The organism is Burkholderia sp. WSM2230 (assembly GCF_000472445.1).
In the GTDB taxonomy this organism is placed as follows: domain Bacteria; phylum Pseudomonadota; class Gammaproteobacteria; order Burkholderiales; family Burkholderiaceae; genus Paraburkholderia.
The window spans coordinates 159,698-182,995 of sequence record NZ_AXAJ01000002.1 but is presented as its reverse complement, the minus strand read 5'-3'; the positions used below and the strand labels follow the sequence as shown (position 1 = coordinate 182,995).

Below are 23,298 nucleotides of genomic sequence, written 5' to 3'. Positions count from 1 at the left end.
TTACGCGTGATCGCAACCGTGCTCGCAGCCGCTCTTTTCGAGCGGCATTTGCTGGGCCGCCTCGGCGCGAATGCCGAGGCGTGAAAGCAGCTTGCGATCCGCTTCGGCTTGCGGGTTGCTCGTGGTCAGCAACTGATCGCCATAGAAAATCGAGTTCGCGCCCGCGAGAAAGCACATGGCCTGTAGCGCCTCGTCCATCTGCTCGCGGCCGGCGGACAGACGCACCATCGCACGCGGCATCGTGATGCGCGCAATCGCGATTGTCCGCACGAATTCGAACGGATCAATAGCTTCGGTGCCGGTCAGCGGCGTGCCTTCCACTTGCACCAGGTTGTTGATCGGCACCGACTCCGGATACGGGTCCATGTTGGCCAGCTGAGCGATCAGGCCCGCGCGTTCGCGACGCGACTCGCCCAGACCCACAATGCCGCCGCAGCACACATTGATGCCCGCGTCGCGCACGCGTTCGAGCGTGTCGAGGCGGTCCTGATACGTGCGCGTGGAAATAATCTGGCCGTAGAACTCCGGCGACGTGTCGAGATTGTGGTTGTAGTAGTCGAGACCGGCCTCGCGCAAGGCTTGCGCCTGATGCGTCTCGAGCATGCCGAGCGTCACGCAGGTTTCAAGTCCCATCGCCTTGACGCCGCGGATCATGTCCTTGATCGGCTCGAGATGCCGGTCTTTCGGATTGCGCCACGCGGCGCCCATGCAGAAGCGCGTTGCGCCGTTTTCCTTCGCGGCTTTCGCGGCGGCGAGCACTTCATCTACCGGCATCAGCTTGTCGGCTTGCAGACCCGTGTCGTGATGTACCGACTGTGGACAATACGCGCAATCTTCTTCGCAGCCGCCGGTCTTGATCGACAGCAGCGTCGACAGTTGCACGGTGTTCGCGTCGAAATGCTCGCGATGCGTTTGCTGCGCGCGAAACATCAGGTCGTTGAAAGGCAGTTCGTACAGCGCGACGATGTCGGCGACACGCCAGCGCGCGAGCTGTTTGCCCGCAGCATCGGCGTTGGCGTTGGCATTGGCGTTGCTGATGGCGGCCGTGCGCGCGGTCGATGGAGCGATGTTCGGTTGGGTCATGTGCTCAATCCTCATGAATGGATGTGATGTTCGATTCAGCGCTGCGAGTGACGCAGCGTCTGCAATAGCCGTTGAATGTCCAGTGCTTCAGCAGCGAGTTTGGGCGATGCCGGGCTCAGATGCGGCACGATGCCGAGCAACGGCGCATGATGTTCTCGTGCGAGATGCTCGCGGATCGATGCGATGTTTTCGTCGGGAAAGGTCATGTCCGGATCGACGCGATTCGCAACCCAGCCGGCAAGCGTGAGCCCGCGCGCGGCGATTGCCTCGGCAGTGAGCAAGGCGTGATTGATGCAGCCAAGACGCATGCCGACCACCAGCACGACCGGCAGCTTCAAGGCGACGGCGAGATCGGCGGTGTCGTGCGTCGCGGTCAACGGCACACGAAAGCCGCCGACGCCTTCCACCACGACAACGTCCGCACGCGTGAGCGCTTGTCGATGGCAGGCCACGATGCGGTCGATATCGAATCCGACGTTTTCCAACGCCGCCGCGATATGCGGCGCGGCAGGCTCTTTCAGCAGATACGGCGTGCGCATCTCGGGCGGCAACAATACGTTCGACGCCGCGTCCAACTGATCCGCGTCTTCGTTATGCAGCTGACCGTTCAGCTCGAATGCGCCCGCGGCAATCGGCTTCATTGCGGCGGCTCGCAGTCCCTCGCGAGCGAAACCGCGCAGCAATGCCGACGAGACGAAGGTCTTGCCGATTTCTGTATCCGTGCCGGTAACAAATAGCGACAATGCGCGCAACGGTGCGCTATCGGTTGACGTAGAGGTAGAGGTCATGCGGCTCGCGCTCCGGTCTGTTGCAAGCCCGCTTCGAGTCGGTCCAGATCTGCGTGCGAGTGCGCCGCCGACAGCGAAATGCGCAAGCGCGATGTGCCCGTCGGCACTGTCGGGGGCCGGATAGCGGGAACCCACAAACCCGCGCGGTCGAGCGAGGCGGCGATTTCGAGCGTGGCCTCGTTCGCGCCGATGATGAGCGGTTGCACGGCGGTGTGCGAATCGACCGGAAGCCACGGCGTGGTCTTGAGCATCGCGCGTGTGCGTTCGATCAGTTGCCGAAGATGCGCGCGCCGCTCATCGCCTTCCGCGCCGCCGATAATGCGCAGGCTCGCCGACACCGCATGCGCGGCAGCCGGCACGGAAGCTGTGGTGAAAATATACGGGCGCGCGCGCTGAACGAGCCATTCGATCACCGTCTCGTGCGCCGCGACGAATGCGCCCGACACGCCCGCCGCTTTGCCGAGCGTGCCGATTGAAATCAGGTTCGGCGCGCGCAACGCGGCTTCTGCAATTGCGCCGCGCCCTTGCGGACCGAGCACGCCGAAACCGTGCGCATCGTCGACGATCAGCCATGCGCCGTGCCGTTCCGCAAGCTCGAGCAGACGCGGCAGCGGTGCGATGTCGCCGTCCATGCTGAACACGGTATCGGAGACGATGACCTTCACGTCTGCGTCAGACGCGTCGAGCATCGCGCTCAACGCTTCCATATCGCAGTGCGGATAGATCTGCACGTCGGCTCGCGACAAGCGCGCGCCGTCGATTAGCGAAGCATGGTTCAGCGCATCGGAAAAGAGTGTCGTGCCGCGGCCCGCGAGCGCGGTGAGCGTCGCGAGGTTCGCCATGTAGCCGGTGCTGAAGTAAAGCGCTCGGGGCGCATCGACGAAGCCGCCGACGAACTCAGCCAAGTCGTCTTCGAGTTGCGCGTGCGCACGCGAGTGCCCGCCGAGCAGATGCGAACCGCCGCTGCCCGCGCCATAGCGTTGCGCGCCTTCTGCAATGGCCGCGATCAATTGCGGATGCGCGGCGAGCCCAAGGTAATCATTGCTCGCGAAGCCGATGATCTCGCGGCCGTCGACCGTCATGTGAGCCGCGCAAGGCGTGTCGGCCGTGCGGCGGCGACGGCGCAGGCCGCGCTCGTCGATCTCCTTCAGTCCCTGCGAAAGTGTGTCGAGGAGATGCATCAGTGCACCTCCGCGAGCGTGGCGCCGAACGTTTCGCGCGTGCGCGAGGCGAGCAGCGCGAGTTCTTCGTCGTCGAGAATGTACGGTGGCATCAGGTAGACAGTGGTCGAAATGGGGCGCAGCAGCAGCTCGCGCTGCAAGGCGTTTTCGAAGAAACGGCGTGAAAATGCTTTGGCATGCTGAGCATTGTCGATCACTGCGTCGAACGCGAAGATCGTTCCGCATTGACGCAGATTGCGCACGTTGGCGTGCTCCGCCAGTGGAGCAAGTGCGGCCTTCAGTGCGGTCGACTTTTGCTTGTTGACGGCCAGCACGTTGTCGCTCGCGAACAGGTCGAGCGTGGCGAGCGCCGCGCGGCATGCGAGCGGATTGCCTGTGTACGAATGCGAGTGCAGGAAACCGCGCGCGGTATCGTCGTGATAGAAGGCGTTAAAGATTTCGTCGCGCGAAAGCACGATGGAAAGCGGCAGATAGCCGCCGCTAATGCCTTTGGACAGACACAGGAAGTCCGGCCAGATGCCGGCCTGTTCGCACGCGAAGAAGGTGCCCGTGCGCCCGCAACCCACGGCGATTTCATCCGCGATCAGATGCACGCCGTACTGGTCACACAACGCGCGCAAGCCGGCGATGTACGACGCGTCGTGCATGGCCATGCCTGCTGCGCATTGCACCAGCGGCTCGACGATCAACGCGGCGATTTTTTCGGCGCGCGCTTCGAAAAGCGCGCGCACGTGTTGCAGTGCGCGACGTGCGACGTCCGTGGCCGTTTCACCGGCTTGGCCGAGCCGAGCGTCCGGCGATGCCACGACATGAGCGCTGCGGATGAGCGGATCGTAGGCGTCCTTGAACAGCGCGACGTCGGTTACGCCCAACGCGCCGACGGTCTCGCCGTGGTAGCTGTTGGCAATGCAGACGAATTCCTGCTTGTCGGCGAAACCGCGATTGCGCCACGAGTGGAAGCTCATTTTCAGCGCGATTTCCACGGCCGAGGCGCCATCCGATGCGAAGAACGCGTGGCCCAACGTGTTGTTGGTGAGCGTGCCAAGGCGCTCGGCGAGTTCGATGGCGGGCTCGTGCGTGCAGCCGGCGAGCATCGCGTGCTCGAGCGTATCGAGCTGATCCTTGAGCGCTGCGTTGATACGCGGGTTCGCGTGGCCGAACAGATTGACCCACCACGAACTGATCGCATCCAGATAGCGACGGCCGGCGCGGTCGTAGAGCCACGCGCCTTGACCGCGCGCGACGGGCACGAGCGGCAGGCGCTCGTGATGCTTCATCTGCGTGCACGGATGCCAGACGGCGCGCAGGCTGCGGGCGATCCAGTCTTCCGTCGATGTTGGTGATGCTGTTGAATTTTCCAAGGGGTACTCCGGTGCTTTTGTGCCGCTGCTGTCGGGGCTTTTTTATGGTTTTTTCGAGGCGCTGCGCGCAAAGATTTTTGTGCCGCGCCCGGTTCGAAGGCCAGCGTGCGGGGTCGAGATTAGCGGTTTATTTGCGCCTTTGCACCAGGGCTTGCGGGGCGATTTTTGGCTTGCGGGTCGAGGTTCGGCGCTGTTCGGTGCAGCTGATTGGCTTTCGGGATTGAAGGTCGCAGATGGGCGGAGTTGACGACGGAAAAGTATTGGGCGGGGTGGGAGGAAATCGGGGCCGCCTGCCGTATCTCCGCCAGTTCGGGACGGGAACTGTGCATCGTCTGGCGATCCGCTGCGCAGTCGCGACGGCCTTCAGGCCGCAAAGCAGACATTAGTATCGCTAACTAAATGCCGGAATTGACCGGCACACAACGTGTGTTGTGAAGTAAGCCAATTGGAGAGATATTGGGAGGTTTTGCCGGGCGCCTATTCCCGACTAGCAATAGCATGCCGGCCGTCATCGGCGGATGAAAGCGTGGAGCGATCCGAATCGCCCGAACCATTACCAGCCGTGCGCGAACCCTGATCTCCCCAAACAACGGAGTTATCAACCGCATACAACCGGCAAGGCGCCGAGCTCTGTTTCTGGCAGTTCGCAATCGCGACCGACATAGGATCGTCGCCGCCCTCGGCCCAGGACCATGCGCCCGTGTACGACACAGCAAAAGCGCGGCTCGGGTACTGTCGCAGGAAGTTGCGATACCCATTGCGTCCGGCTTCATCCACGTAGGGCACGGCGTCGACGGCATCGACGGAAGCAAAGCCGCTCGCCTTGGGCGCGGAAGGATCTTCCACGCGATATTGGACGCCCGTCGGCATGCCCATGCGTGCGAGGAACGCCTCGACAGCCGGCCACCAGACATGCACGCCATCGCGGTCGCCAACGAGCCGGTGTGCGTCGTTCTTATAGCGACCGTAGTCGACCATCTTGGCGCTCGCGCCGTGCGCGACGTACGCCGCGTACATGCCGGCCACGAGCGGCGCATTCCACACGGAGTCGTTGTCGCCGTACATCCACAGCGACGGCACTTTGGTCTTGTCGCCGTATGCGCCGAAAGCACGCGTCAGGTTGCCCTGCCAGTCACCGCACGCGTCCTGCCGCAAGCCGCCCGAGAAGTTGATGAGCGCCCGCACCCCCGGCGCCGCCTCGGTGCCGTACGCCATGGTTGCGAGTCCGCCGTGCGACGTGCCCGCCACCACGATGTGCGACGCGTCGACATAAGGCTGCTTCGACATGTAGTCGATCGTGGCCGCCACGTCACCGGCCTGCGACAAGCCGTTGCGCTCCACATCGCAGCCGTCCTGATGATAGACACCGCCCGACTGGCCGAAACCCTGGCGGTTCGGCGCCACCACCACGTAGCCGCGGCGCACGAATTCGCGCGCGAACGGCAGCGGGTCGCTGCGCTCCTGCATACGTGGATCGCCGGGAATTTTGCCGTGATTGAAGACGATCATCGGAAACGGGCCTGCGCCGTCCGGCTTGTAGATCGTCGTTTGAAGCGTGATGTCGCCGTCGGCGTCGACCGGTATGCGGATGATCTGCTGGTTCAGGCGCGCGCTCGGCAGATACACGTCATCGGGCAGCGCGATGCGCGGCACCTGAGCGCGAGCGAGCGGTCCAGGCTGGCCGTCTGCGAGCGGGTTCGCGTGCGCGGCTGCGACAGCGCACATAGCCGCTGCACAGATCGCCGCCCACTTAGCCAGAACCTTGCTCAACACCATTCACGTACCTGCCTGAAAAAAACTGCCACAACGTCTGCTTTGCGTTCATCGAAAACGCGCGACTAACATTTGCCTTTCGCTAGCGTTTGCGACAAACAAAAACATGCTCACGTACGCATTGCGCGAAGCGCACGCACGTCAACTCGAGATCGCACGGGACAAACCCAACGGCCGACGCGACCCCACGCGCCGATGATGAACGCCACATCTGCTGCCGGAGCCGTTGCCGCAACCCTTACTATCCGGTTATCGGCAGGCGCCGGCGCAACTTGCGGAACCCTTACCAACTGGTCCTCGCAGGGTGGCGTCATGAAGCAACGGCCTCATCCTGGCACGACAATTTTGTTTTGTGCAATCAAGGAGAACCCGCGACGAAAAAATTGCCGCGTGGCGCGCGAGGCACACGCGGTGGGGCGCGCAGCGAGAGGTGCACGAATGGAAGGCGCACGCAGGCGCATACGCAGGCGCAAACAGGCTTTAAATCGACGGATGAAACCGAAGCGCTTGCCCGGGCCCAGCCGTGCTCCCTGCGATGGCGGGCCCGCCGGGCTGTCGCGCCGAGCCAACAACAGAAAGTGGCCTTTCTAAAGGGCCATATGCGATCCCGGCGCATTGTCCAGTGCTCCCCATGTAAGACGGGGAAAGCTACTGAAAAACTATTCGCTCACGTCGCCGTCGACATAAAGCCAGTGGCCGTCGTCATTGCGAATGAATCGGCTTAGCTCATGCAACCGATATGCGCGGCCCGCCACCTTGTACCGCGCGACGAATTCAACCGTCGCGTGCGTCGGGTCCGTCTCGGCGAATGCCTTGATTTGCAGTCCGAGCCAACGCGGGGCGTCGGGCGCGAAAGGGTCCGCGTCGAGATCGGCGGGACAGGTGGCTGGCGACCACGTGGCACGGAGGTACTCGGTTGCGCCGACGACATAGGCGCTGTAGCGCGAGCGCATCAGTTCCAGCGCGCGCGGCGCCAGTTCGCCGCCGTCGATATAACGGCCGCAGCACTGCGCAAAACGCGGCGTTGTTGCTGCGCCGGACTGGTGAGGCGCAGCGCCGCCGCATGGACAATCAGCGGGGCGTTGCGTGGACGGCTTCTGCTTGCTCATCGAACTCCTAACCAATACCGCGAGCGATCAAGATCTTCTGGATGTCGCTCGTGCCTTCGTAGATCTGGCACACGCGCACATCGCGATAAATCCGTTCGACGGGAAAGTCGCTCAGATACCCATAACCGCCGTGAATCTGCAGCGCCGCCGAACAGATGCGCTCGGCCGCTTCGGAAGCAAACAGTTTGGCCATGGCGGCTTCCGTGAGGCAGGGCCGGCCCGCGTCTTTCAGCGAGGCGGCATGCCAGATCAACTGACGCGCGGCTTCGAGTTGCGTCGCCATCTCCGCGAGACGGAATTGCACGGCCTGGTGCGAGAACAGCGGTTCGCCGAAGCTCTCGCGCTCTTTCGCATAGCTCAACGCCGCTTCGAACGCGGCGCGCGCCATGCCGACGCTTTGCGCCGCGATGCCGATGCGTCCGCCCTCAAGCCCCGACAGCGCAATGCGATAACCCTCGCCTTCCGCGCCGATCAGGTTGGCGGCAGGCACGCGGCAGTCTTCGAAAACGATCTGTGCGGTGTCCGACGAATGCTGTCCGAGCTTGTCTTCGAGCCGCGCGACGACGTAACCCTGGCTGTCGGTCGGCACAATGAATGCGCTGATGCCGCGTTTGCCCGCCGCCTTGTCGGTGACGGCCATCACGATTGCAACGTTGCCGTTCTTGCCGCTCGTGATGAACTGCTTCACGCCGTTAAGCACATACGCGTCACCGTCGCGTGTTGCGGTGGTGCGCAGCGCCGACGCGTCGGACCCCGCCTGCGGCTCCGTAAGGCAGAACGCGCCGAGCATTTCGCCGCGCGCAAGCGGCGTGAGCCAGTCGCGCTTTTGCGCGTCGTTGCCGTACGTCAACAGGATGCTGCACACGGGGCAGTTGTTCACGGAGATCGCCGTGGACGTGCCGCCGTCGCCGGCTGCGATTTCTTCGAGAATCAGCGCGAGCGCGAGCGCGTCCATGCCGGCGCCGCCGTACGCTTCGGGCACCAGCACGCCGTAAGCGCCGAGTTCCGCGAGCTGACGGTGCACGTCTTTTGGAAAAGTGCGCTCGCGGTCCCACGCCGCCGCGTACGGCGTGATGGCTTCGCGCACGAAGGTGCGCAGCGCGTCGCGCACCATCAGGTGATCCTGATCAAGCACCATGAGCCTGTCTCCTCACCAGTCGAGCTGGGTGCCGTCGTATTGATAGAAGCGGCCATTGAACGCTTCGCGCGAGGCCGCCGCCTGCGCCAGCACCTCGCGCATGCCGCTCACGCTGCGGGTGGGATGAACGGCGGCCTGTGCGCCGCCCATATCGGTCTGCACCCAGCCCGGGTGCAGCGACACGCACGTCGCGCGCTGCGCTTCGAGCGACGCAAGCTTGAGCGCGTCGTTAAGCGCCGCCTTGCTCACGCGATACAGCCAGCCGCTCGTGCCGCTCGCATCGGCAATGCTGCCCATCCTGCTCGAGATCACCGCCAGCACGCCGCCGGTTTCTTCGACGAGCGGCAGCAGGATCGGCATGAGTTGCATCGGGCCACGCACGTTGGTGTGCATCACATGGTCGAAGTCTTCGGCGGTAATCGTTTCAATGCCTTCGCTGCGCGGACCATAGACGCCCGACACGACGATGGCCACATCGACATGTTCGCCGTCGAGCTTCCAGCCGAGTGCGGCGATATCCGCGGGCTCCGTTACGTCGACGGAATAGGGCTGTGCGCCGAGCTGGGACAGAGCGTCGAGCGCGGCGCCGTCGCGCGCGGTGGCGAGCACGCGCCAGCCGCTCTCTTTGTACTGCCGGACAAACTCGTGGCCGATGCCGCGCGACGCACCGACGATCAACACTGTCTTCATTGAATCACCTCCAACTATGGAAAGCGCCTGAACGTGCGCGCGACGTGTCAAACCAGCTCGATGCCCATCGCAGTCGCTTCGCCCCCGCCGATGCACAACGTCGCAACGCCGCGCTTGCCGCCGCGCCTCTTGAGCGCGCCGATCAGCGTGACGATAATCCGCGCGCCGGATGCGCCGATCGGGTGGCCGAGCGCGCACGCGCCGCCGTGCACGTTGACCTTGTCGTGGGGAAGCTTGTGCTCCTTCATCGCCGCCATGGTCACGACAGCGAAAGCCTCGTTGACTTCGTACAGATCGACTTCGTCCGCGCGCCAGCCGTTCTTCTCGAACAGCTTGTGAATCGCGCCGACCGGCGCGGTTGTGAATTTCGCCGGTTCCTGCGCGAAGGTGGAGTGCCCGACCACGCGTGCAAGCGGCTCGACGCCAAGGCGCTTCGCCGTCGATTCGCGCATCATGACGAGCGCCGCAGCGCCGTCCGAAATCGACGACGAGTTTGCGGCCGTCACCGTGCCGGTTTTGCTGAACGCGGGCTTGAGCGTCGGAATCTTGTCGAGGTTCGCCTTGTACGGCTGCTCGTCGTGCTCGACGGTCACTTCGCCTTTGCGGCTTTGCACTTTTACCGGCGCAATTTCCCACGCGAACGAACCGTCTTCGTTTGCGCGCTTCGCGCGGTTCAGCGATTCGACAGCGAAAGCATCTTGCGCGTCCCGCGTGAAGTCGAACGAGGCCGCGCATTCTTCCGCGAACGTGCCCATCAGGCGGCCTTTTTCGTAGGCGTCCTCGAGGCCGTCGTAGAACATGTGATCGATCACCTGGCCGTGACCCATGCGCATGCCGCCTCGTGCTTTGGGCAGCAGATACGGTGCGTTCGTCATGCTCTCCATTCCGCCCGCGACGATCACCTCGACCGAGCCGGCGGCCAGCATGTCGTGCGCGAACATCGCGGCGCGCATGCCGGAGCCGCACATCTTGTTGACCGTCGTGCTGCCCGTGGAAAGCGGCAGGCCGGCGCCGAGCGCGGCTTGCCGCGCGGGCGCCTGGCCGAGGCCCGCGGGCAGCACGCAGCCCATCACCACTTCGTCGATCTGTTCGGGCTTTAGTCCCGCGCGTTGCACGGCGGCCTCAATCGCAACCGAGCCCAGTTGCGGCGCGGTAAGCGACGCAAAGTCGCCCTGAAACGCAGCCATCGGCGTGCGTGCCGCGCTTACGATCACAATCGGATCAGCGGTCATACTGTTCCTGTTCGTCTCACTCATGTTTTAGCTCCTTGATCACACCTTCGACGATGGCCGGCACGTCGCCAAGCCGAGCCGCGTCGGCGGCCACCACGTCGTTGTCCGCCTCATGCGCGCGGCTCGCCGATACACCGGCTACGCAGCGCTCATAGGTCTGTTCGAGCGCGGCCGCGTTGTTCACCGTCATGCCGAGGTCGCGCACCTTGCCGTCGTGCACGCCGTACACCCAGCCGTGCACGGTCAGTTCCTGGCCGCGCGCCCATGCATCGTTGATGATGGTCGTGCGGCATACGTTCACCACCTGCTCGATCGTGTTCAGTTCGACGAGGCGGCGGTGACGCGCCTCGCCAAGCGGCCATCCGTCGAGCAGCGCCGCGTGCTTCGAACGCACGTCCTGCACGTGATGCAGCCAGTTGTCCGCGAGACCCACGCGGCGGCCGTGCAGCGCCGCGCCCACGCCCGAGCAGCCATAGTGGCCCACCACCATGATGTGCTTGACCTTGAGCAGGTCGACGGCGAACTGGATCACCGAGAGGCAGTTCAGGTCCGTATGCACGACCACGTTCGCGATGTTTCTGTGCACGAACACTTCGCCCGGCGGCAGACCGATGATCTGGTTGGCCGGCACGCGCGAGTCGGAGCAACCGATCCACAGATACTCGGGCGTCTGCTGATGCGCGAGGCGCGAGAAGTACTCGGGGTCTTCGGCCAGCTTGCGGGCGACCCACGCGTCGTTGTTCTCGAACAGATGGGCGAGCGGATGAGCGGAGTTGGAAGCGTTCATGTTCATGATGCGTGTTGGCGGTTATGCGGCCGGTTGAGCGGCCGTTTCGTTGCGTTACGTTGGATTCGAGGTAGTGCGGCTAGGCGACTCTCACGCTACGTTCGTCGGCTTGCGAGTTGGCGGCATTCACTGCGTTGGATGCTGCATCGTCAAAGCGTTCCGGATAGCGGATGCAAAAGCGCACGCTGCTGTCATAGGGAAAGAAGTCGGGCAATTCGCCTTTCAGTAGATGGTCCTTGTGCTTTTGCCACAGCGCGGGATCGAAGAAGTCCGCGTGATGCTGCATGAACGAGCGGCGCACGCGTGGGTCGCCGAGCAGGAAAGTGCCATACGTCTCGGGGAAAATGTCGTGAGGGCCGACCGGGTACCACGGCTCGCCCGACATTTCGTCTTCCTCGTTGCGCGGGGCCGGCACCGCGCGCACGTTGCAGTCGGTCAGATATTCGATCTCGTCGTAGTCGTAGAACACCACGCGGCCGTGGCGTGTCACGCCAAAGTTCTTGTACAGCATGTCACCGGGGAAAATGTTCGCCTGCATCAACTCCTTCACCGCGTTGCCGTATTCCTTGATGCCATGATCGACGTCCGCGTCGCTGCCGTTTTGCAGGAACAGATTCAACGGCACCATGCGGCGCTCGATATACATATGGCGAATCACCACGTTCTCGCCTTCATATTCGAGCAGCGACGGCACCTCCTTTTCGAGCTCGCGCAGAAGTGTGTCGTCCAGCCGCGAAATGGGCAGGGCGACGCTCGAATATTCGAGCGTGTCAGCCATACGCCCCAGGCGGTCGTGCCGCTTGACGAGCTGATACTTCTCCTGGATCTTCGCGCGCGTGGTTTCTTTCGGCGGAGGGAAGTTGTCCTTGATAAGCTTGAAGACGTATGGAAACGAAGGCAGCGTGAACACCAGCATCACGAGCCCCTTGATGCCGGGCGCGACGATGAACTGATCGCTCGAATGCGACAGATGATGCAGCAGATCGCGATAGAACAGATTCTTGCCCTGCTTCTGCAAACCGACGGACGTATAGATTTCCGCTTTCGGCTTGCCCGGCATGATGATGCCAAGGAACTCGACGTAAGCGGACGGCACTTCCATATCGACGAGAAAATACGAGTGCGAGAAGCTGAAGATGATCAGCAGCTGTTCGCGCTTGAGCAGCACGGTGTCGAGCGCAAGCACGCCGGGCTTCACATGACGCAGCGGCACCGCGAACGGCAGCAGCATGTCGCCGTTGATAATCCGCCCGACGATATACGCCGCCTTGTTGCGAAAGAACAGCGACGAGAGCACATGAATCTGGAAGTTTGGCGCTTCGTCGAAAGTGCCGAACGCGTCGTGAATCGCCTGCATCACGCAGCCGACGTCACGCGTCAAATCTTCGAACGGCGGCTCGAGCTGAAAATTTGTGACGATGCGCTCGAGCGTCGCGGCAAGGCCGTCCTTGCCGGGGTAATACGCGCGATACGTCGGTTTGGCCGCCGGTTCGTCGTTCTCGAGATATTCAGTCGAGATCGCCGGGCGCACGAAAATGAAGTCGTTGTTGAAATACGAGCGGTGCAGAATCTTGCAGCACACCGAATTGAAAAACGTCTCCGCGCATTCGGGCTGACGGTGCGTGGTCAAGAGGCCAATGTAGTGCAGCTTGATCTGCTGCCACACTTCGCGGTCAATGTTCTCTGCGTCGTACTCGTCTTCGAGCAGTTCGACGCATTCCTGCACGCGGTCGTCGTATGAAGTAATGCGCTCGCGCGCGAGCTTTTGCAGGCCATGCCAGTCGCCGTTCTCGAACAGCGTCTTGGCGTGGATCGCCGCGTCGCGAAAGATCCGGTAGTGCCGGTCGAATCCTTCGAGCATGGTTTGGGCGACGTCAAAGCCGATTTGCGACGACAACAGTTTGGGGAAGTGATTCATGTCGACCGTGCATTCGTCTCATCGTGAAGACACCCATGATTGTATCGTTCGGGTGCGCCCGCGATGCATTGCGTCAACCGGCTCGTGCCTTACTACCCATGGGCGTTGCCGGGCATTTGCCGACTTTTCCGGGCAACTGCGCTCAATGCGCCGGTTCGGCATTGCTAAACGACTCAACTTGCAGAAAAAAATCTCGTCCGATACGTGCGGTACTGTCTGATCACGCAGGCTTGGCCTCGCGCGCTTGCGGGGCTGCCGCTGGTCCTCGTGCTTCTTCTCCAACTGCCGCGTGGGTGCCGCTTTCGAGCAGCGCGCGCGCCTGGGCTTCATATTGCGCGAGGTCTTCGAGTGTCGCGTTCAGGTCTTCCAGTTGCCGCTCCAGCACGTCGCGATGACGCGCGACCGTGTCAAGAAACGCGTGCAGTTGCGGGACGGTGTCCGTCGGCGATTCATATACATCCAGCAAATCGCGGATTTCGGAGAGCGTGAAGCCGAGCCGCTTGCCGCGCAGCGTGAGCTTCAGCCGCGTGCGGTCGCGGCCGGAATAGACGCGCCGCAAGCCGCTCGATCCTTCGCGGCTTGGCGAGAGTAAACCCTGGTCTTCGTAGAAACGTATGGCGCGCGGCGTGACGTCGAATTCGCGCGCGAGCTCGGTGATCGTGTATTGGGTGGTCATCGGGGGATTCGGTAGCCGGGCACAAAATCGGATTGGACGATAGAATCGACGTTTACGTTATCGTCAACCTGGGTTGAATGCAACCTGTGGGAAGTACGCGCAAAGCGTGGAGGAAGACACCAGAATGAATGCACTCGAACATCAACTCGACTATCCGTTCAAGGACTTGCTGCCTGAGCCGGGGCAAGCGCAGGAAGTCGCGCCCGGCGTGTTCTGGCTGCGCATGCCGCTGCCGTTCGCGCTCGACCACATCAATCTGTGGCTGCTGCGCGACCGGATCGACGGCCAGGACGGCTGGACGGTGGTCGATTGCGGAATTGCGTCCGACGCGATCAGGCAGAACTGGGAGAAGGTGTTCGACACGGTGTTAGACGGTTTGCCGGTGCTGCGCGTGATCGTCTCCCATTGCCATCCCGATCACATCGGTCTTGCAGACTGGGTTTGCAGCGGCGGCGACAAGAAGCGCTGGGACGTGCGCCTGTGGATGACGCTCGGCGAATACATGCAGGCTCGCGTGATGGCGGCCGGCGACGGCTCCAACGCGGGAGGCGAGGCTGCGGCACGGCACTTCGCGCTGCATGGCGTCACCGACGAGGCGTCGCTCGAGAAGCTGCGCAACCGTCAGAGCTACTACGCGAACCTGGTGCCGGCGGTGCCGGGCCAGTACCGGCGTTTGCGCGAAGCAGACGGCGTGAGAATCGGCAGAAAAACGTGGCGCGTGGTGACGGGCTACGGCCATTCCCCCGAGCACTGCGCGCTCCATTGCGAAGAACTCGGCGTGCTGATTTCCGGCGACATGGTGCTGCCGCGCATTTCGACGAACGTGTCGGTGTTCGCGATGGAGCCGGAAGGCTCGCCGTTGGCGCTCTATCTGGAGTCGCTTGCGCGCTACGAGGTGATGCCGGAAGACACGCTCGTCTTGCCGTCGCATGGCAAGCCGTTTCGCGGCGTGCGCATGCGCGTCGCGCAGTTGCGCGAGCATCACGACGCGCGTCTTGCCGAGGTGCGCGAAGCGTGCGCGGCAAAGCCGCACAGCGCCGCGGACATCGTGCCGCTCATGTTCAAGCGCGAGCTCGACATTCACCAGTTGACGTTCGCGATGGGCGAGGCGCTCGCGCATTTGCATCTGCTGTGGCTTGCCGGGGCGTTGAAGCGCACGCTGGATGCGGATGGGGTCGTGCGGTTTTCGGCGTGAATCGCGCGGCAAGGGTGGGCCTTCGGGCCTGGCTTGACCCCCTGAAAAAAAGCCCGGCGCTTGCGCGACCGGGCTTTTTTTCTGAGCGTACAAGCCGGTTACTGCACGGCCACCGCCCCAAAATTCTGCCGTCCAAACGGACTAACGTGATAGCCGCTCACATTCGTGCGCGTGATCGCCGCGGCGGTCGGATAGCCGAGCGGAATCCACAGCGCCTGATCGTGAATGATCTGCTGCGCGGCTTGGTACGCTTTCGCGCGCTTCGTCTGATCCGGCGTGGACTTGCCGTCTGCGATCAGCTTGTCGAGGTCCTGATCGCAAAAGCGCGCGAAGTTGATGCCCGACTTCACCGCATTGCAGCTAAAGAGCGGCGAGAGGTAATTGTCCGGATCGCCGTTGTCGCCGGCCCAGCCCATAAATAGCGAGTCGTGCTGGCCTTGCTTGGCCTGCTTGATCAGCTCGCCCCATTCGATTACCTTCACGTCGGCTTTCACGCCGATCTTCGCGAAGTCCGCTTGCAGCAGTTCGGCACCCGCCTTCGGATTCGGATTCAGCACGCTGCCGTTCGGACGCACCCAGATGGTCGTTTCAAAGCCGTTCGGGTAGCCCGCATCGGCGAGCAGCTTCCTCGCCTTTGCCGGATCGTATGGCCAGGCCTTCACAGCCTTGTCGTAGCTCCACGTGTTCGGCGGATACGGGTTCACAGCGGGCGTCGCCGTGTTGTCGAACACGGTCTTCAGATAGGTGCCGCGGTCGAACGCCATGTTCAGCGCGGCGCGCACCTTCTGATTGTCGAGCGGCTTCTTCTGCGTATTCAGCGCGACGAACGCCGTCATGAACGCCGGTGTCTGCACGATGGTGAGCGACTTGTCGCTCTTTGCATCGGCGAGATCCTGCGGCTTCGGCGAGAGGGCGATCTGGCATTCGCCGGCCTTCACCTTTTGCGCGCGCACGGTGGCGTCGGGTGTGATTGCGTAGATCAGGCGGTCGATCTTCGGTTTGGGGCCCCAGTAGGTTGGGTTCACGTCGTAGCGGATCACCGCGTCTTTCGTGTAGCTCTTCAGCTCGAACGGACCCGTGCCGATCGGCTTCGAGTTGAGGTCGGCCTGTTTGCCGGCCTTCAGCAACTGATCGGCGTATTCGGCGGAATAGATCGAGGCGAAACCCATCGTCAGGATCGACACGAAGGTCGCGTCCGGCGCGTTCAGTTCGAACTTGACGGTGTTGTCGTCAACCTTGCTGATCGACTTGATGAGCTTCGGTAAGCCCATCGACTGCGCATGCGGGAAGCCGCTCGCGCCCGCCACCTTGTGCCACGGATTGCTGTCGTTGAGCATGCGGTCGAACGTGAAGACGACGTCGTCTGCATTCAGCGGCCGCGTCGGCTTGAAATAGTCGGTGCTCTGGAACTGCACGTTCGGGCGCAGATGGAAGGTGTACGTGAGGCCGTCCGCGCTCACTTCCCACTTGTCGGCGAGCGATGGCACCACTTTCTTCGCGGCTTCATCGTAGGAGACCAGCGAGTTGAAAATCACATCAGCCGACGCATTCGTCGTGACGAGCGAATTGAACTGCACGACGTCGAAGCCGTCGGGGCTCGACTCGGTGCAGACGGTCAGCGGCTTGGCGAGCGCGTGCGCGCTCGCCGTGACGAGTACGGCGGCTGCGAGCAGTTTGAAGCGCATAAGATCTCCGATAACAAGCGCAGTCAGGCAGTGCGTCTGGTTGTGGTTATGTTCCGTTGACGAGCGACGGATAACCGTCGCGTTCATTTTCATACGTTTCAGGCGCTCGCGCAGGGTCGCCATAATCCAGGCTCACGCGCGCGCCGGCCTTCGCGAAAGCTTATCGAAGGGCAGTTCCGGCGACAACAACATAATCCGCATATTCATATGGGAACGGCCGCCGTGCATCGGACCGGCGCGCGCAGTGCTTTCATGCGCCTGTGGCGCGCCGCATCAGGTAAGCGATGCCTTCTATCGCGCGCACGCCGTACCACGAGACCATTTCGCCGTCGATCAACTCGATGCGCTTGCCGCCAAGGCGCGGATCGCGCTTGAGCGCATCGCAATGAGCTTGCGTGAAGCGGTACGGCTCGCTCGAAAGTAGAATGCGCTCGACGCCGGCAAGCCACGGCGCGCGTCCGGCGCCGTCGAATTCGAACGACGGATAGCGGGCCGCGCCCGCGGCGCCGCCTTGCACGTCGGGCAGCGTGTGCCAGTTCACGAGGCGCAGCATTGCGGAGATGTAGGTGTCGCGAGCGACTGTCATCCACGGTTCACGCCAGATCAGATAGAGCACGCTTTGCGCGGCGAATGAGTGCGACGCGGCTTCGTGCAGGCGCGTCTGCAAGGCATCGGTGAGATGCTGTGCTTCCTGCTCGCGGTCGAAAATCGCGCCGAGCAACGCGTATAGCGAAAGGTTGTCTTGAGGCGTCTGCGGATGAGTCACGACGACATGCGGCACGAATGCGCGCAATTGCTCGACCGTGTCGCGCTCGTTCTCGTCGATATTGACGATCAGGTGCGTGGGTTGCAGCGCGCGCACTGCCTCGACACGCACCGCCTTTGTGCCGCCCACCTTCGGCACGTTGCGGACCTTGTCACGCGGATGCACGCAAAAGCCGGTACGCCCGACGATCTGCCGTTCGAGCCCAAGCGCGAACAGCAGTTCGGTGATGCTCGGCACCAGCGAGACGATACGGGCGCCGGCGCCCGCTTTCTCGTGCGCGACGCCGCTTGCATCGACCGCACACGCGGACATGATTTACTCGACGACGGCGCGCGGCTTGCGCGGCGCGCGTTCGAACACGCGGTCGTAAAGCCAGCGCGGCGCAACGTGCAGCAGCATTGTCACGAGCCGCATCTGCCACGGAAACACCGCGAAAGCCACCCGGCGCTCTATAGCCTGCGCGGCACTGGCGGCGAAGTGCTCGGCGTCCATCAGAAAGGGCATTGTGTAGGGATTGTGCGCGGTCATCGGCGTGCGGATATAGCCGGGCGCGATGGTGACCACGCCGACGCCGCGCGGGCGCATTTCGAGGCGCAACGCCTCGAGATACTTGAGCGCCGCCGACTTCGACGCGCTATAGGCGCCCGAGCCCGGCAAGCCGCGCACACCCGCGACGCTTGCGATGCCGACGAGCGTGCCGCGTCTCGCGGCAGCCATGGCGGGCGCGAACGGCTCGAACGTGGCAACCATGCCGAAGTAGTTGATGTCCATCACTTCGCGGAAGGTGCGCAGGTCGCCTTCGCCGGTCACGGCACCGCGGCTCACGCCGGCATTGGCGATCACGATGTCCGGCTGGCCATGTTGCGCGATGAACTGTGCGGCCGCTTCGGCGAGCGCCTCGGCGTCGCGCACGTCGACGCAATAACACGAGATGGAATTTTGCGAATGAGACCGCTGGAAGGCGGCGAGGGCGTCGCCGCGGCGGGCAACGAGGCCAAGAATCGCGCCGCGCCGCGCATATTCGGCGGCGAGCGCGAGGCCGATTCCACTCGAAGCGCCGGTAATGAAAACTTTCAACGGTGAGCTCATTCCGGCGCCTCGGGCTTTACATCTTCTTCGCGCGAACCTGCTGGACCAGGAAGTCGAGCACCTGGAGCGTGCCGGGCAGGCTGTTGGTCGCGGCCGGGCCGGTTTCATACTTGCCCTGCACGGCGATGGTCGGCACGCCGTCGATCTTGTAGTCTTCCAGCAGCTTCTTGTCTTTTTGCAGCGCGCTTTGCGTCGAGAACGAGTTGTACGCGTCCATGTACTTCTTCGGATCGACGCCGTTCTTCGCGAGGAATTTCGCCTGATCTTCCGGCGTCAGCAGGTAGTTCTTGTTGACGTGAATTTCGTTGAAGACCTTCGGCGTGAGTTGCGGGGCGACGCCGAGTGCGTCGAGCGCGTGATACATCTTCGAATGCGGAATGAAGTCGTCGCGGAAGGCGACCGGCACGCGCTTGAAGACGACGTCCGCACCTTGCTTCTTCACCCACGTTTCCAGAAACGGCTCGAATTCGTTGCAATGCGGGCAGCCGTACCAGAAGAATTCGGTGACTTCGATCTTGCCGGCGGGCACGTCGGTGGGTTGCGCGCTCGCCAGAGCGGTGTAGTCCTTGCCCGCGACCGGCGCGGACGGCGAAGCGTGCGCCGAGGCTGCGACGAGGCCCAGCGAGAGGAACAGAATGCTCAGCAGTTTTTTCATGTTGTGTTGACCCAGGTAGGCGTAAAACAGTGGCGCCACGCAGATGCCCGTCACCGTTTCAGATTCGGCGTTTGACGGTTGTATCGGCCGTCGTGCTCAATCATGCTCAGCGTGCATGCGATTCCTGTGACATGCGCCGCGCGCCGATGGTTCGGTGGCGGCGCATGCCGGTGGATCGCTCGCTAGTTATTGTTTCGTGAAGCGGATGACAGCTGTGTCCACGCCCGCGTCCGACAGGCGCTGACGGCTCGCATTCATGTCCTCGAACTTTGAGAACGGCCCGATACGCACGCGATAGTACGTGACACCGCCCGCATCGCGCTGCGTGACCTTCGACTCGAAGCCCTGGAACGCGAGACGCGCGCGTTGCTGTTCGGCGTCGGCGGCGGTCTTGTAGGCGCCCACTTGCAGGAAGTAGCCGGTGTTCGCGTCGCCCGGTGCGGGAGCCGCACCCGAGCCCGGCTTGGCGTTCGCGACCGCCGGGGACGAGGTGCTCTTCGGCGCGGAACCCGCCGCGGTGGCGGCTGGCGCGCTCGCGCCTTGCGGCTTTTTCACCGCGGCCGTGGCGCTGCTGCCGTTGTCTTGCGCGGGCTTCGGCGCGACGGCCGTACCGTTGGCGTTGTTGTTGGCGTTGCCGACGGTGGGCGGCACTTCAATGATCTGCGGCTGCTCCAGCATGCCCGACTGCGTTTGCGAGTTGGTCTGGCCAGGCGCGGTGTTCGGCGGCGCGGGTTGCGCGGCCTGGGGCACCGGCTGACCCGGGGACTTGCCTTGCAGCGGACGGTTCGGATCGTATTGCGCCTGGCTCGCGCTCGAATCCGACGCCGCGGGCGGCGCAACCTTCGAGACGAACGGCGTAGGCGCACGGGTGATATACAGCGCCACCACTACCGCGATCGCGAGGCCGACGATGAGGCCCAGCACGATGCCGAGAAAAGTACCCCCGGTTTGTTTCGATTGCTTTGTTGTGCGGCGTGGTTTTGCCATCGTATGAATCACCTGCAAAAAGAATCCTGGAACGGCCGTCGATTATAACGACGGCCGCATGCATGTTGCGCCGGAGGACTTACATCTTGACGGGAGCGGAGACGCCGATGACCGCGAGACCGTTGGCGAGCACCTGGCGCGTGGCCGCGAGCAGCGCGACGCGCGCATTGCGCTCGGCCGCATCGTCGACGAGCACGCGTTCGGCTTTGTCATTGTAGAACGAGTGGAATTCCCCGGCGAGGTCGCGCAGATAGAACGCGACCGCGTGCGGTGCGAGTTCGTCGGCGGCGTGTTGCAGCATGTCGGGAAATTCCGCCAGCTTGTTGAGCAAGGCCATGGCGCGCTCGCTCGAGAGCGGCGCGAGGTCGACATTGGCGAGCGCGGTTTCATCTGCGCCGTAGCGCGCCTTGCATTCGGCGATGACCGAGCAGATGCGCGCGTGCGCATATTGCACGTAGTGCACCGGGTTCTCGTCATTTTGCTTCAACGCAAGGTCAATATCGAACACGAACTCCGTGTCGGCCTTGCGCGAGATCAGGAAGAAGCGAACCGCGTCGCGGCCGCGGCGGATTGTCTCTTCGTCGATCAGGTCGACGGCGGCTTCCGAGCCCGGCGTCGCGCCGCCCGACCATTCGATCAGATCGCGCACCGTCACGTAGCTGCCCGCGCGCTTCGAGATTTTGACCTCTTCGCCGTTGCGCATGACCGTGACCATCTTGTGCAGGATGTAGTCGGGATAGCCCTTCGGAATGCCGATGCCGAGCCCTTGCAGACCGGCGCGCACACGCGCGATCGTGCCGTGATGGTCGGAACCCTGAATGTTGATGACCTTGGTGAAGCCGCGTTCCCACTTCGCGACGTGATACGCGACGTCCGGCACGAAGTAGGTGTAGGTGCCGTCGCTCTTGCGCATCACACGGTCTTTGTCGTCGCCGTCATCGGTCGTGCGCAGCCACAGCGCGCCTTCCTGCTCGTAGGTCTTGCCGGCGGCGATGAGCGCCTGCACCGTCTTCTCGACGCGGCCTTCCGTATAAAGCGACGACTCCAGGTAGTACTGGTCGAACTTCACGCCGAACGCCTGCAAGTCCATGTCCTGCTCGCGGCGCAGATACGCGACTGCGAAACGGCGGATCGCGTCGAGGTTCTCGACGTCGCCCGCGCCCGTGACGGGCTCGCCGTCGCTGGCCGATACGGTGACGCCGTTCAGATAGTCTTTCGCGATGTCGGCAATGTACTCGCCGTTGTACGCCGAAGCCGGCCAGCCCGCGTCGCCTGGCGCCAAGCCGCGCGCGCGCGCCTGGGTGGACAGCGCGAGAGTGCCGATCTGCACGCCGGCGTCGTTGTAATAGAACTCGCGATGCACGTCCCAGCCTTGCGAAGCCAGCACGTTCGACAGCGCGTCGCCGAGCGCGGCCTGGCGGCCGTGGCCGACATGCAGCGGCCCGGTAGGATTCGCCGACACGAATTCGATCAGCACGTGCTTGCCGGCGTCGCGTTGCGAGCGGCCATACGCGTCTTTCTCTGCGAGCACGGCCGTGACCACCGCCTGCTTGGCCGCGGCGGCCAGACGCAGGTTGATGAAGCCGGGGCCCGCAACCTCGGCGGATTCGATCAGGCCTTGCGCCTGCGGTTGGGCGAGCAGCGTGTCGACGATCTGCTGCGCCAACTGGCGCGGATTCGCGCGCAGCGGCTTGGCCAGTTGCATCGCCAGATTACATGCGACGTCGCCGTGCGCGGCGACCTTGGGGCGCTCCAGCGCGATGGTGGGCGACACGAACGCGGCTTCGGTCGCGCCTTGCGTGGCAAGCGCGACCTGCTTCACCGTGTCGGCGAGCAGTGTTTCGAGAGTATGTTTATGTGCGGGCAGCATGCTTGTTGCGAGTCCAGTGAGGCAATCCGGTGATACGGAGGATGCGCCGGCCGCCTGGTGCGCGGCCGATTCGGCAGAAGCGTGGAAAGCGGCGGTCGCCCGTTGGCGCTGTCCTTGACGAGGCATTGCGATGCATCGGCATGACCGGGCGCGCTGACGGGCACGTTGTCTGCAACGCAAGGAGCGCGCTTTTCGGCCACCCGCGAAGGCATGGCCGCTGCGGCATGCAAAGCGGAACCGGCCGGACCGGACGCTTCGTTGCGCTTGCCGCGCGAGATGCAGTGCGGCGCGCTTTTCCGTCCAGACGGATTTTAGCAGGTGCTAATATGTTCAATGAGATGCCCAGCAAGGGCCGTGGCCGCCGCGTTTCTTCGGGCGACTGACGGAAGCGCATGGGAGCGCGCGCGGGCGGCCTTCTGCGCCGCCCTGCGCGTGAAGCCAACAAAACGAAAAAGGGAATAGTCATGCTGATTACTTTCAAATGCCGCGCCTGCCCGGACGTGATGATGCTGGAGAACCTGGCACAGTATCTGGTGGGCATTGTCGGCAAGCGCCTTGGTGAACGCGGCGTGATTACGCACGACGAACTCGCCGACGCTATCGCCAGGCTCGAAGCGGCCATCACCTTCGACAAGCAGGAACGCGCCGAACACGACGGCCATTTCCACGAGGGCGAAGAGGGCCACGAGCATCACGAGATTCCGCCGGGACTTGCGCAGCGGGCCTATCCGTTCCTCGACATGCTGCGCGCCGCGCAGAAAGAGAACGCGGATATCGTCTGGGGGCTGTAGTCGAGGCTTGCCGCGAGGGTGAGTTGCGAGGGTCGCGCAAGGAGGTGCGGCGCCTTCAAAACGCGCCCAAAGCAATAGAGCCCGCTCGAAGCGGGCTCTATTGCTTTGCAAGCCCCAAAGCGGCTTGCGCGCCTCACCAGCTTACTGGCTGGCGGCTTCTGGAGCGACTGCGGGAGCCGACGCACCCTTCTTCATTTTCTGCTTCTTCGATTTCTTGACATGCTTTGTCGTGGGCGGCGAGTACGAACTGACCGAACTCGAGCCGGCCGGAGCGGCGGTCTGTGCGAGCGCCGCCGAAGCGCCCAGGGCAAACGAAACAGCAGTCAATACCAGCGTCAGCTTCTTCATATGATTTTCTCCGTTGACGGTTGCAATTCGATGAGCCGACGCGTTCTGGCCGCGTCTGGCGGGTCAAGCCGCCTCAGTCTACAAAGCCGAAAATTACGTTGCCGCAAATATTCAGTCTTTCTCGCCCGATATAGTGCGTTTCCCGCCACGCGGTTCATCCGCGCCCGCCGACGCTC

21 protein-coding genes are annotated in these 23,298 nt (G+C 63.2%); 2 read left to right on the top strand and 19 right to left on the bottom strand.

What is annotated here, in order from left to right; all coding sequences use genetic code 11:
• The 12 genes from bioB to A3AC_RS0106270 form a co-directional block, all read right to left on the bottom strand.
• On the bottom strand, positions 1–1,083 hold the full coding sequence (gene bioB, locus A3AC_RS0106325; protein WP_025597946.1) for a biotin synthase BioB: 1,083 nt from the start codon (positions 1,081–1,083) through the stop codon (positions 1–3).
• Between the two features lie 35 nt (positions 1,084–1,118).
• A complete protein-coding gene (gene bioD / locus A3AC_RS0106320) occupies positions 1,119–1,871 on the bottom strand; it encodes a dethiobiotin synthase (RefSeq protein ID WP_025597945.1) in 753 nt (250 codons plus the stop codon).
• Positions 1,868–3,052 (bottom strand): 8-amino-7-oxononanoate synthase, encoded by a 1,185-nt coding sequence (gene bioF / locus A3AC_RS0106315; RefSeq protein WP_025597944.1) that lies wholly within the window; start codon positions 3,050–3,052, stop codon positions 1,868–1,870. The genes bioD and bioF overlap by 4 nt, the downstream gene beginning before the upstream one ends.
• Positions 3,052–4,413, bottom strand: coding sequence for an adenosylmethionine--8-amino-7-oxononanoate transaminase (gene bioA, locus A3AC_RS0106310; RefSeq protein ID WP_025597943.1), 1,362 nt, complete (start codon positions 4,411–4,413; stop codon positions 3,052–3,054). The genes bioF and bioA overlap by 1 nt, the downstream gene beginning before the upstream one ends.
• 477 nt (positions 4,414–4,890) lie before the next feature.
• Entirely contained in the window at positions 4,891–6,189 is a 1,299-nt protein-coding gene (locus A3AC_RS0106305) for a dienelactone hydrolase family protein (RefSeq protein WP_025597942.1), read from the bottom strand.
• 656 nt (positions 6,190–6,845) lie between these two features.
• On the bottom strand, positions 6,846–7,295 hold the full coding sequence (locus tag A3AC_RS0106300) for a YchJ family protein (protein ID WP_025597941.1): 450 nt from the start codon (positions 7,293–7,295) through the stop codon (positions 6,846–6,848).
• 7 nt (positions 7,296–7,302) lie between these two features.
• Positions 7,303–8,433: an acyl-CoA dehydrogenase family protein gene (locus tag A3AC_RS0106295; protein ID WP_025597940.1), complete on the bottom strand. Its 1,131-nt coding sequence runs from the start codon at positions 8,431–8,433 to the stop codon at positions 7,303–7,305.
• 12 nt (positions 8,434–8,445) lie between these two features.
• Positions 8,446–9,123 (bottom strand): SDR family oxidoreductase, encoded by a 678-nt coding sequence (locus A3AC_RS0106290; RefSeq protein WP_025597939.1) that lies wholly within the window; start codon positions 9,121–9,123, stop codon positions 8,446–8,448.
• Positions 9,124–9,170: 47 nt separating this feature from the next.
• Entirely contained in the window at positions 9,171–10,379 is a 1,209-nt protein-coding gene (locus A3AC_RS0106285) for an acetyl-CoA C-acetyltransferase (RefSeq protein WP_025597938.1), read from the bottom strand.
• A complete protein-coding gene (gene can, locus A3AC_RS0106280; protein ID WP_025597937.1) occupies positions 10,372–11,148 on the bottom strand; it encodes a carbonate dehydratase in 777 nt (258 codons plus the stop codon). Before can ends, A3AC_RS0106285 begins: the two co-directional genes overlap by 8 nt.
• A gap of 73 nt (positions 11,149–11,221) precedes the next feature.
• The gene (aceK, locus tag A3AC_RS0106275; protein WP_025597936.1) at positions 11,222–13,060 is read right to left on the bottom strand and encodes a bifunctional isocitrate dehydrogenase kinase/phosphatase; all 1,839 of its coding nucleotides are present in this window, start codon (positions 13,058–13,060) and stop codon (positions 11,222–11,224) included.
• 220 nt (positions 13,061–13,280) lie between these two features.
• Complete coding sequence (locus A3AC_RS0106270; RefSeq protein WP_025597935.1) at positions 13,281–13,736, bottom strand: MerR family transcriptional regulator; 456 nt, start codon at positions 13,734–13,736, stop codon at positions 13,281–13,283.
• A 124-nt stretch (positions 13,737–13,860) separates the two neighbouring features.
• Here A3AC_RS0106270 and A3AC_RS0106265 point away from each other — a divergent pair, with 124 nt between their 5' ends.
• Positions 13,861–14,931 carry an MBL fold metallo-hydrolase gene (locus tag A3AC_RS0106265; RefSeq protein ID WP_025597934.1) on the top strand — a complete coding sequence of 357 codons (1,071 nt, stop codon included), beginning with the start codon at positions 13,861–13,863 and terminating at the stop codon, positions 14,929–14,931.
• A gap of 98 nt (positions 14,932–15,029) precedes the next feature.
• Here A3AC_RS0106265 and A3AC_RS0106260 read toward each other — a convergent pair whose 3' ends face one another.
• The 6 genes from A3AC_RS0106260 to argS form a co-directional block, all read right to left on the bottom strand.
• Positions 15,030–16,616 carry an ABC transporter substrate-binding protein gene (locus tag A3AC_RS0106260; protein ID WP_025597933.1) on the bottom strand — a complete coding sequence of 529 codons (1,587 nt, stop codon included), beginning with the start codon at positions 16,614–16,616 and terminating at the stop codon, positions 15,030–15,032.
• Positions 16,617–16,866: 250 nt separating this feature from the next.
• Entirely contained in the window at positions 16,867–17,694 is an 828-nt protein-coding gene (locus A3AC_RS0106255; protein ID WP_025597932.1) for a helical backbone metal receptor, read from the bottom strand.
• 3 nt (positions 17,695–17,697) lie between these two features.
• Positions 17,698–18,471, bottom strand: coding sequence for an SDR family oxidoreductase (locus tag A3AC_RS0106250; protein ID WP_025597931.1), 774 nt, complete (start codon positions 18,469–18,471; stop codon positions 17,698–17,700).
• Between the two features lie 16 nt (positions 18,472–18,487).
• Complete coding sequence (locus A3AC_RS0106245) at positions 18,488–19,126, bottom strand: thiol:disulfide interchange protein DsbA/DsbL (protein WP_025597930.1); 639 nt, start codon at positions 19,124–19,126, stop codon at positions 18,488–18,490.
• A 186-nt stretch (positions 19,127–19,312) separates the two neighbouring features.
• Positions 19,313–20,131: an SPOR domain-containing protein gene (locus A3AC_RS0106240; protein WP_025597929.1), complete on the bottom strand. Its 819-nt coding sequence runs from the start codon at positions 20,129–20,131 to the stop codon at positions 19,313–19,315.
• 61 nt (positions 20,132–20,192) lie between these two features.
• The gene (argS, locus tag A3AC_RS0106235) at positions 20,193–21,983 is read right to left on the bottom strand and encodes an arginine--tRNA ligase (protein ID WP_025597928.1); all 1,791 of its coding nucleotides are present in this window, start codon (positions 21,981–21,983) and stop codon (positions 20,193–20,195) included.
• Positions 21,984–22,447: 464 nt separating this feature from the next.
• Here argS and A3AC_RS0106225 point away from each other — a divergent pair, with 464 nt between their 5' ends.
• Entirely contained in the window at positions 22,448–22,774 is a 327-nt protein-coding gene (locus A3AC_RS0106225; RefSeq protein WP_035474897.1) for a DUF1840 domain-containing protein, read from the top strand.
• Between the two features lie 141 nt (positions 22,775–22,915).
• On the opposite strand, the gene A3AC_RS0106220 is transcribed toward A3AC_RS0106225, so the two are convergent.
• Positions 22,916–23,122 carry a hypothetical protein gene (locus A3AC_RS0106220; RefSeq protein WP_025597926.1) on the bottom strand — a complete coding sequence of 69 codons (207 nt, stop codon included), beginning with the start codon at positions 23,120–23,122 and terminating at the stop codon, positions 22,916–22,918.
• Positions 23,123–23,298 lie beyond the last annotated feature (176 nt).

What these genes read in the sequence shown, in the direction of transcription:
- bioB (WP_025597946.1), bottom strand. Translation starts at nt 1,083, where the DNA reads ATGACCCAACCGAACATCGCTCCATCGACCGCGCGCACGGCCGCCATC.
- bioD (WP_025597945.1), bottom strand. Translation starts at nt 1,871, where the DNA reads ATGACCTCTACCTCTACGTCAACCGATAGCGCACCGTTGCGCGCATTG.
- bioF (WP_025597944.1), bottom strand. Translation starts at nt 3,052, where the DNA reads ATGCATCTCCTCGACACACTTTCGCAGGGACTGAAGGAGATCGACGAG.
- A3AC_RS0106305 (WP_025597942.1), bottom strand. Translation starts at nt 6,189, where the DNA reads ATGGTGTTGAGCAAGGTTCTGGCTAAGTGGGCGGCGATCTGTGCAGCG.
- A3AC_RS0106300 (WP_025597941.1), bottom strand. Translation starts at nt 7,295, where the DNA reads ATGAGCAAGCAGAAGCCGTCCACGCAACGCCCCGCTGATTGTCCATGC.
- A3AC_RS0106295 (WP_025597940.1), bottom strand. Translation starts at nt 8,433, where the DNA reads ATGGTGCTTGATCAGGATCACCTGATGGTGCGCGACGCGCTGCGCACC.
- A3AC_RS0106290 (WP_025597939.1), bottom strand. Translation starts at nt 9,123, where the DNA reads ATGAAGACAGTGTTGATCGTCGGTGCGTCGCGCGGCATCGGCCACGAG.
- A3AC_RS0106285 (WP_025597938.1), bottom strand. Translation starts at nt 10,379, where the DNA reads ATGAGTGAGACGAACAGGAACAGTATGACCGCTGATCCGATTGTGATC.
- can (WP_025597937.1), bottom strand. Translation starts at nt 11,148, where the DNA reads ATGAACATGAACGCTTCCAACTCCGCTCATCCGCTCGCCCATCTGTTC.
- aceK (WP_025597936.1), bottom strand. Translation starts at nt 13,060, where the DNA reads ATGAATCACTTCCCCAAACTGTTGTCGTCGCAAATCGGCTTTGACGTC.
- A3AC_RS0106270 (WP_025597935.1), bottom strand. Translation starts at nt 13,736, where the DNA reads ATGACCACCCAATACACGATCACCGAGCTCGCGCGCGAATTCGACGTC.
- A3AC_RS0106265 (WP_025597934.1), top strand. Translation starts at nt 13,861, where the DNA reads ATGAATGCACTCGAACATCAACTCGACTATCCGTTCAAGGACTTGCTG.
- A3AC_RS0106260 (WP_025597933.1), bottom strand. Translation starts at nt 16,616, where the DNA reads ATGCGCTTCAAACTGCTCGCAGCCGCCGTACTCGTCACGGCGAGCGCG.
- A3AC_RS0106255 (WP_025597932.1), bottom strand. Translation starts at nt 17,694, where the DNA reads ATGTCCGCGTGTGCGGTCGATGCAAGCGGCGTCGCGCACGAGAAAGCG.
- A3AC_RS0106250 (WP_025597931.1), bottom strand. Translation starts at nt 18,471, where the DNA reads ATGAGCTCACCGTTGAAAGTTTTCATTACCGGCGCTTCGAGTGGAATC.
- A3AC_RS0106245 (WP_025597930.1), bottom strand. Translation starts at nt 19,126, where the DNA reads ATGAAAAAACTGCTGAGCATTCTGTTCCTCTCGCTGGGCCTCGTCGCA.
- argS (WP_025597928.1), bottom strand. Translation starts at nt 21,983, where the DNA reads ATGCTGCCCGCACATAAACATACTCTCGAAACACTGCTCGCCGACACG.
- A3AC_RS0106225 (WP_035474897.1), top strand. Translation starts at nt 22,448, where the DNA reads ATGCTGATTACTTTCAAATGCCGCGCCTGCCCGGACGTGATGATGCTG.
- A3AC_RS0106220 (WP_025597926.1), bottom strand. Translation starts at nt 23,122, where the DNA reads ATGAAGAAGCTGACGCTGGTATTGACTGCTGTTTCGTTTGCCCTGGGC.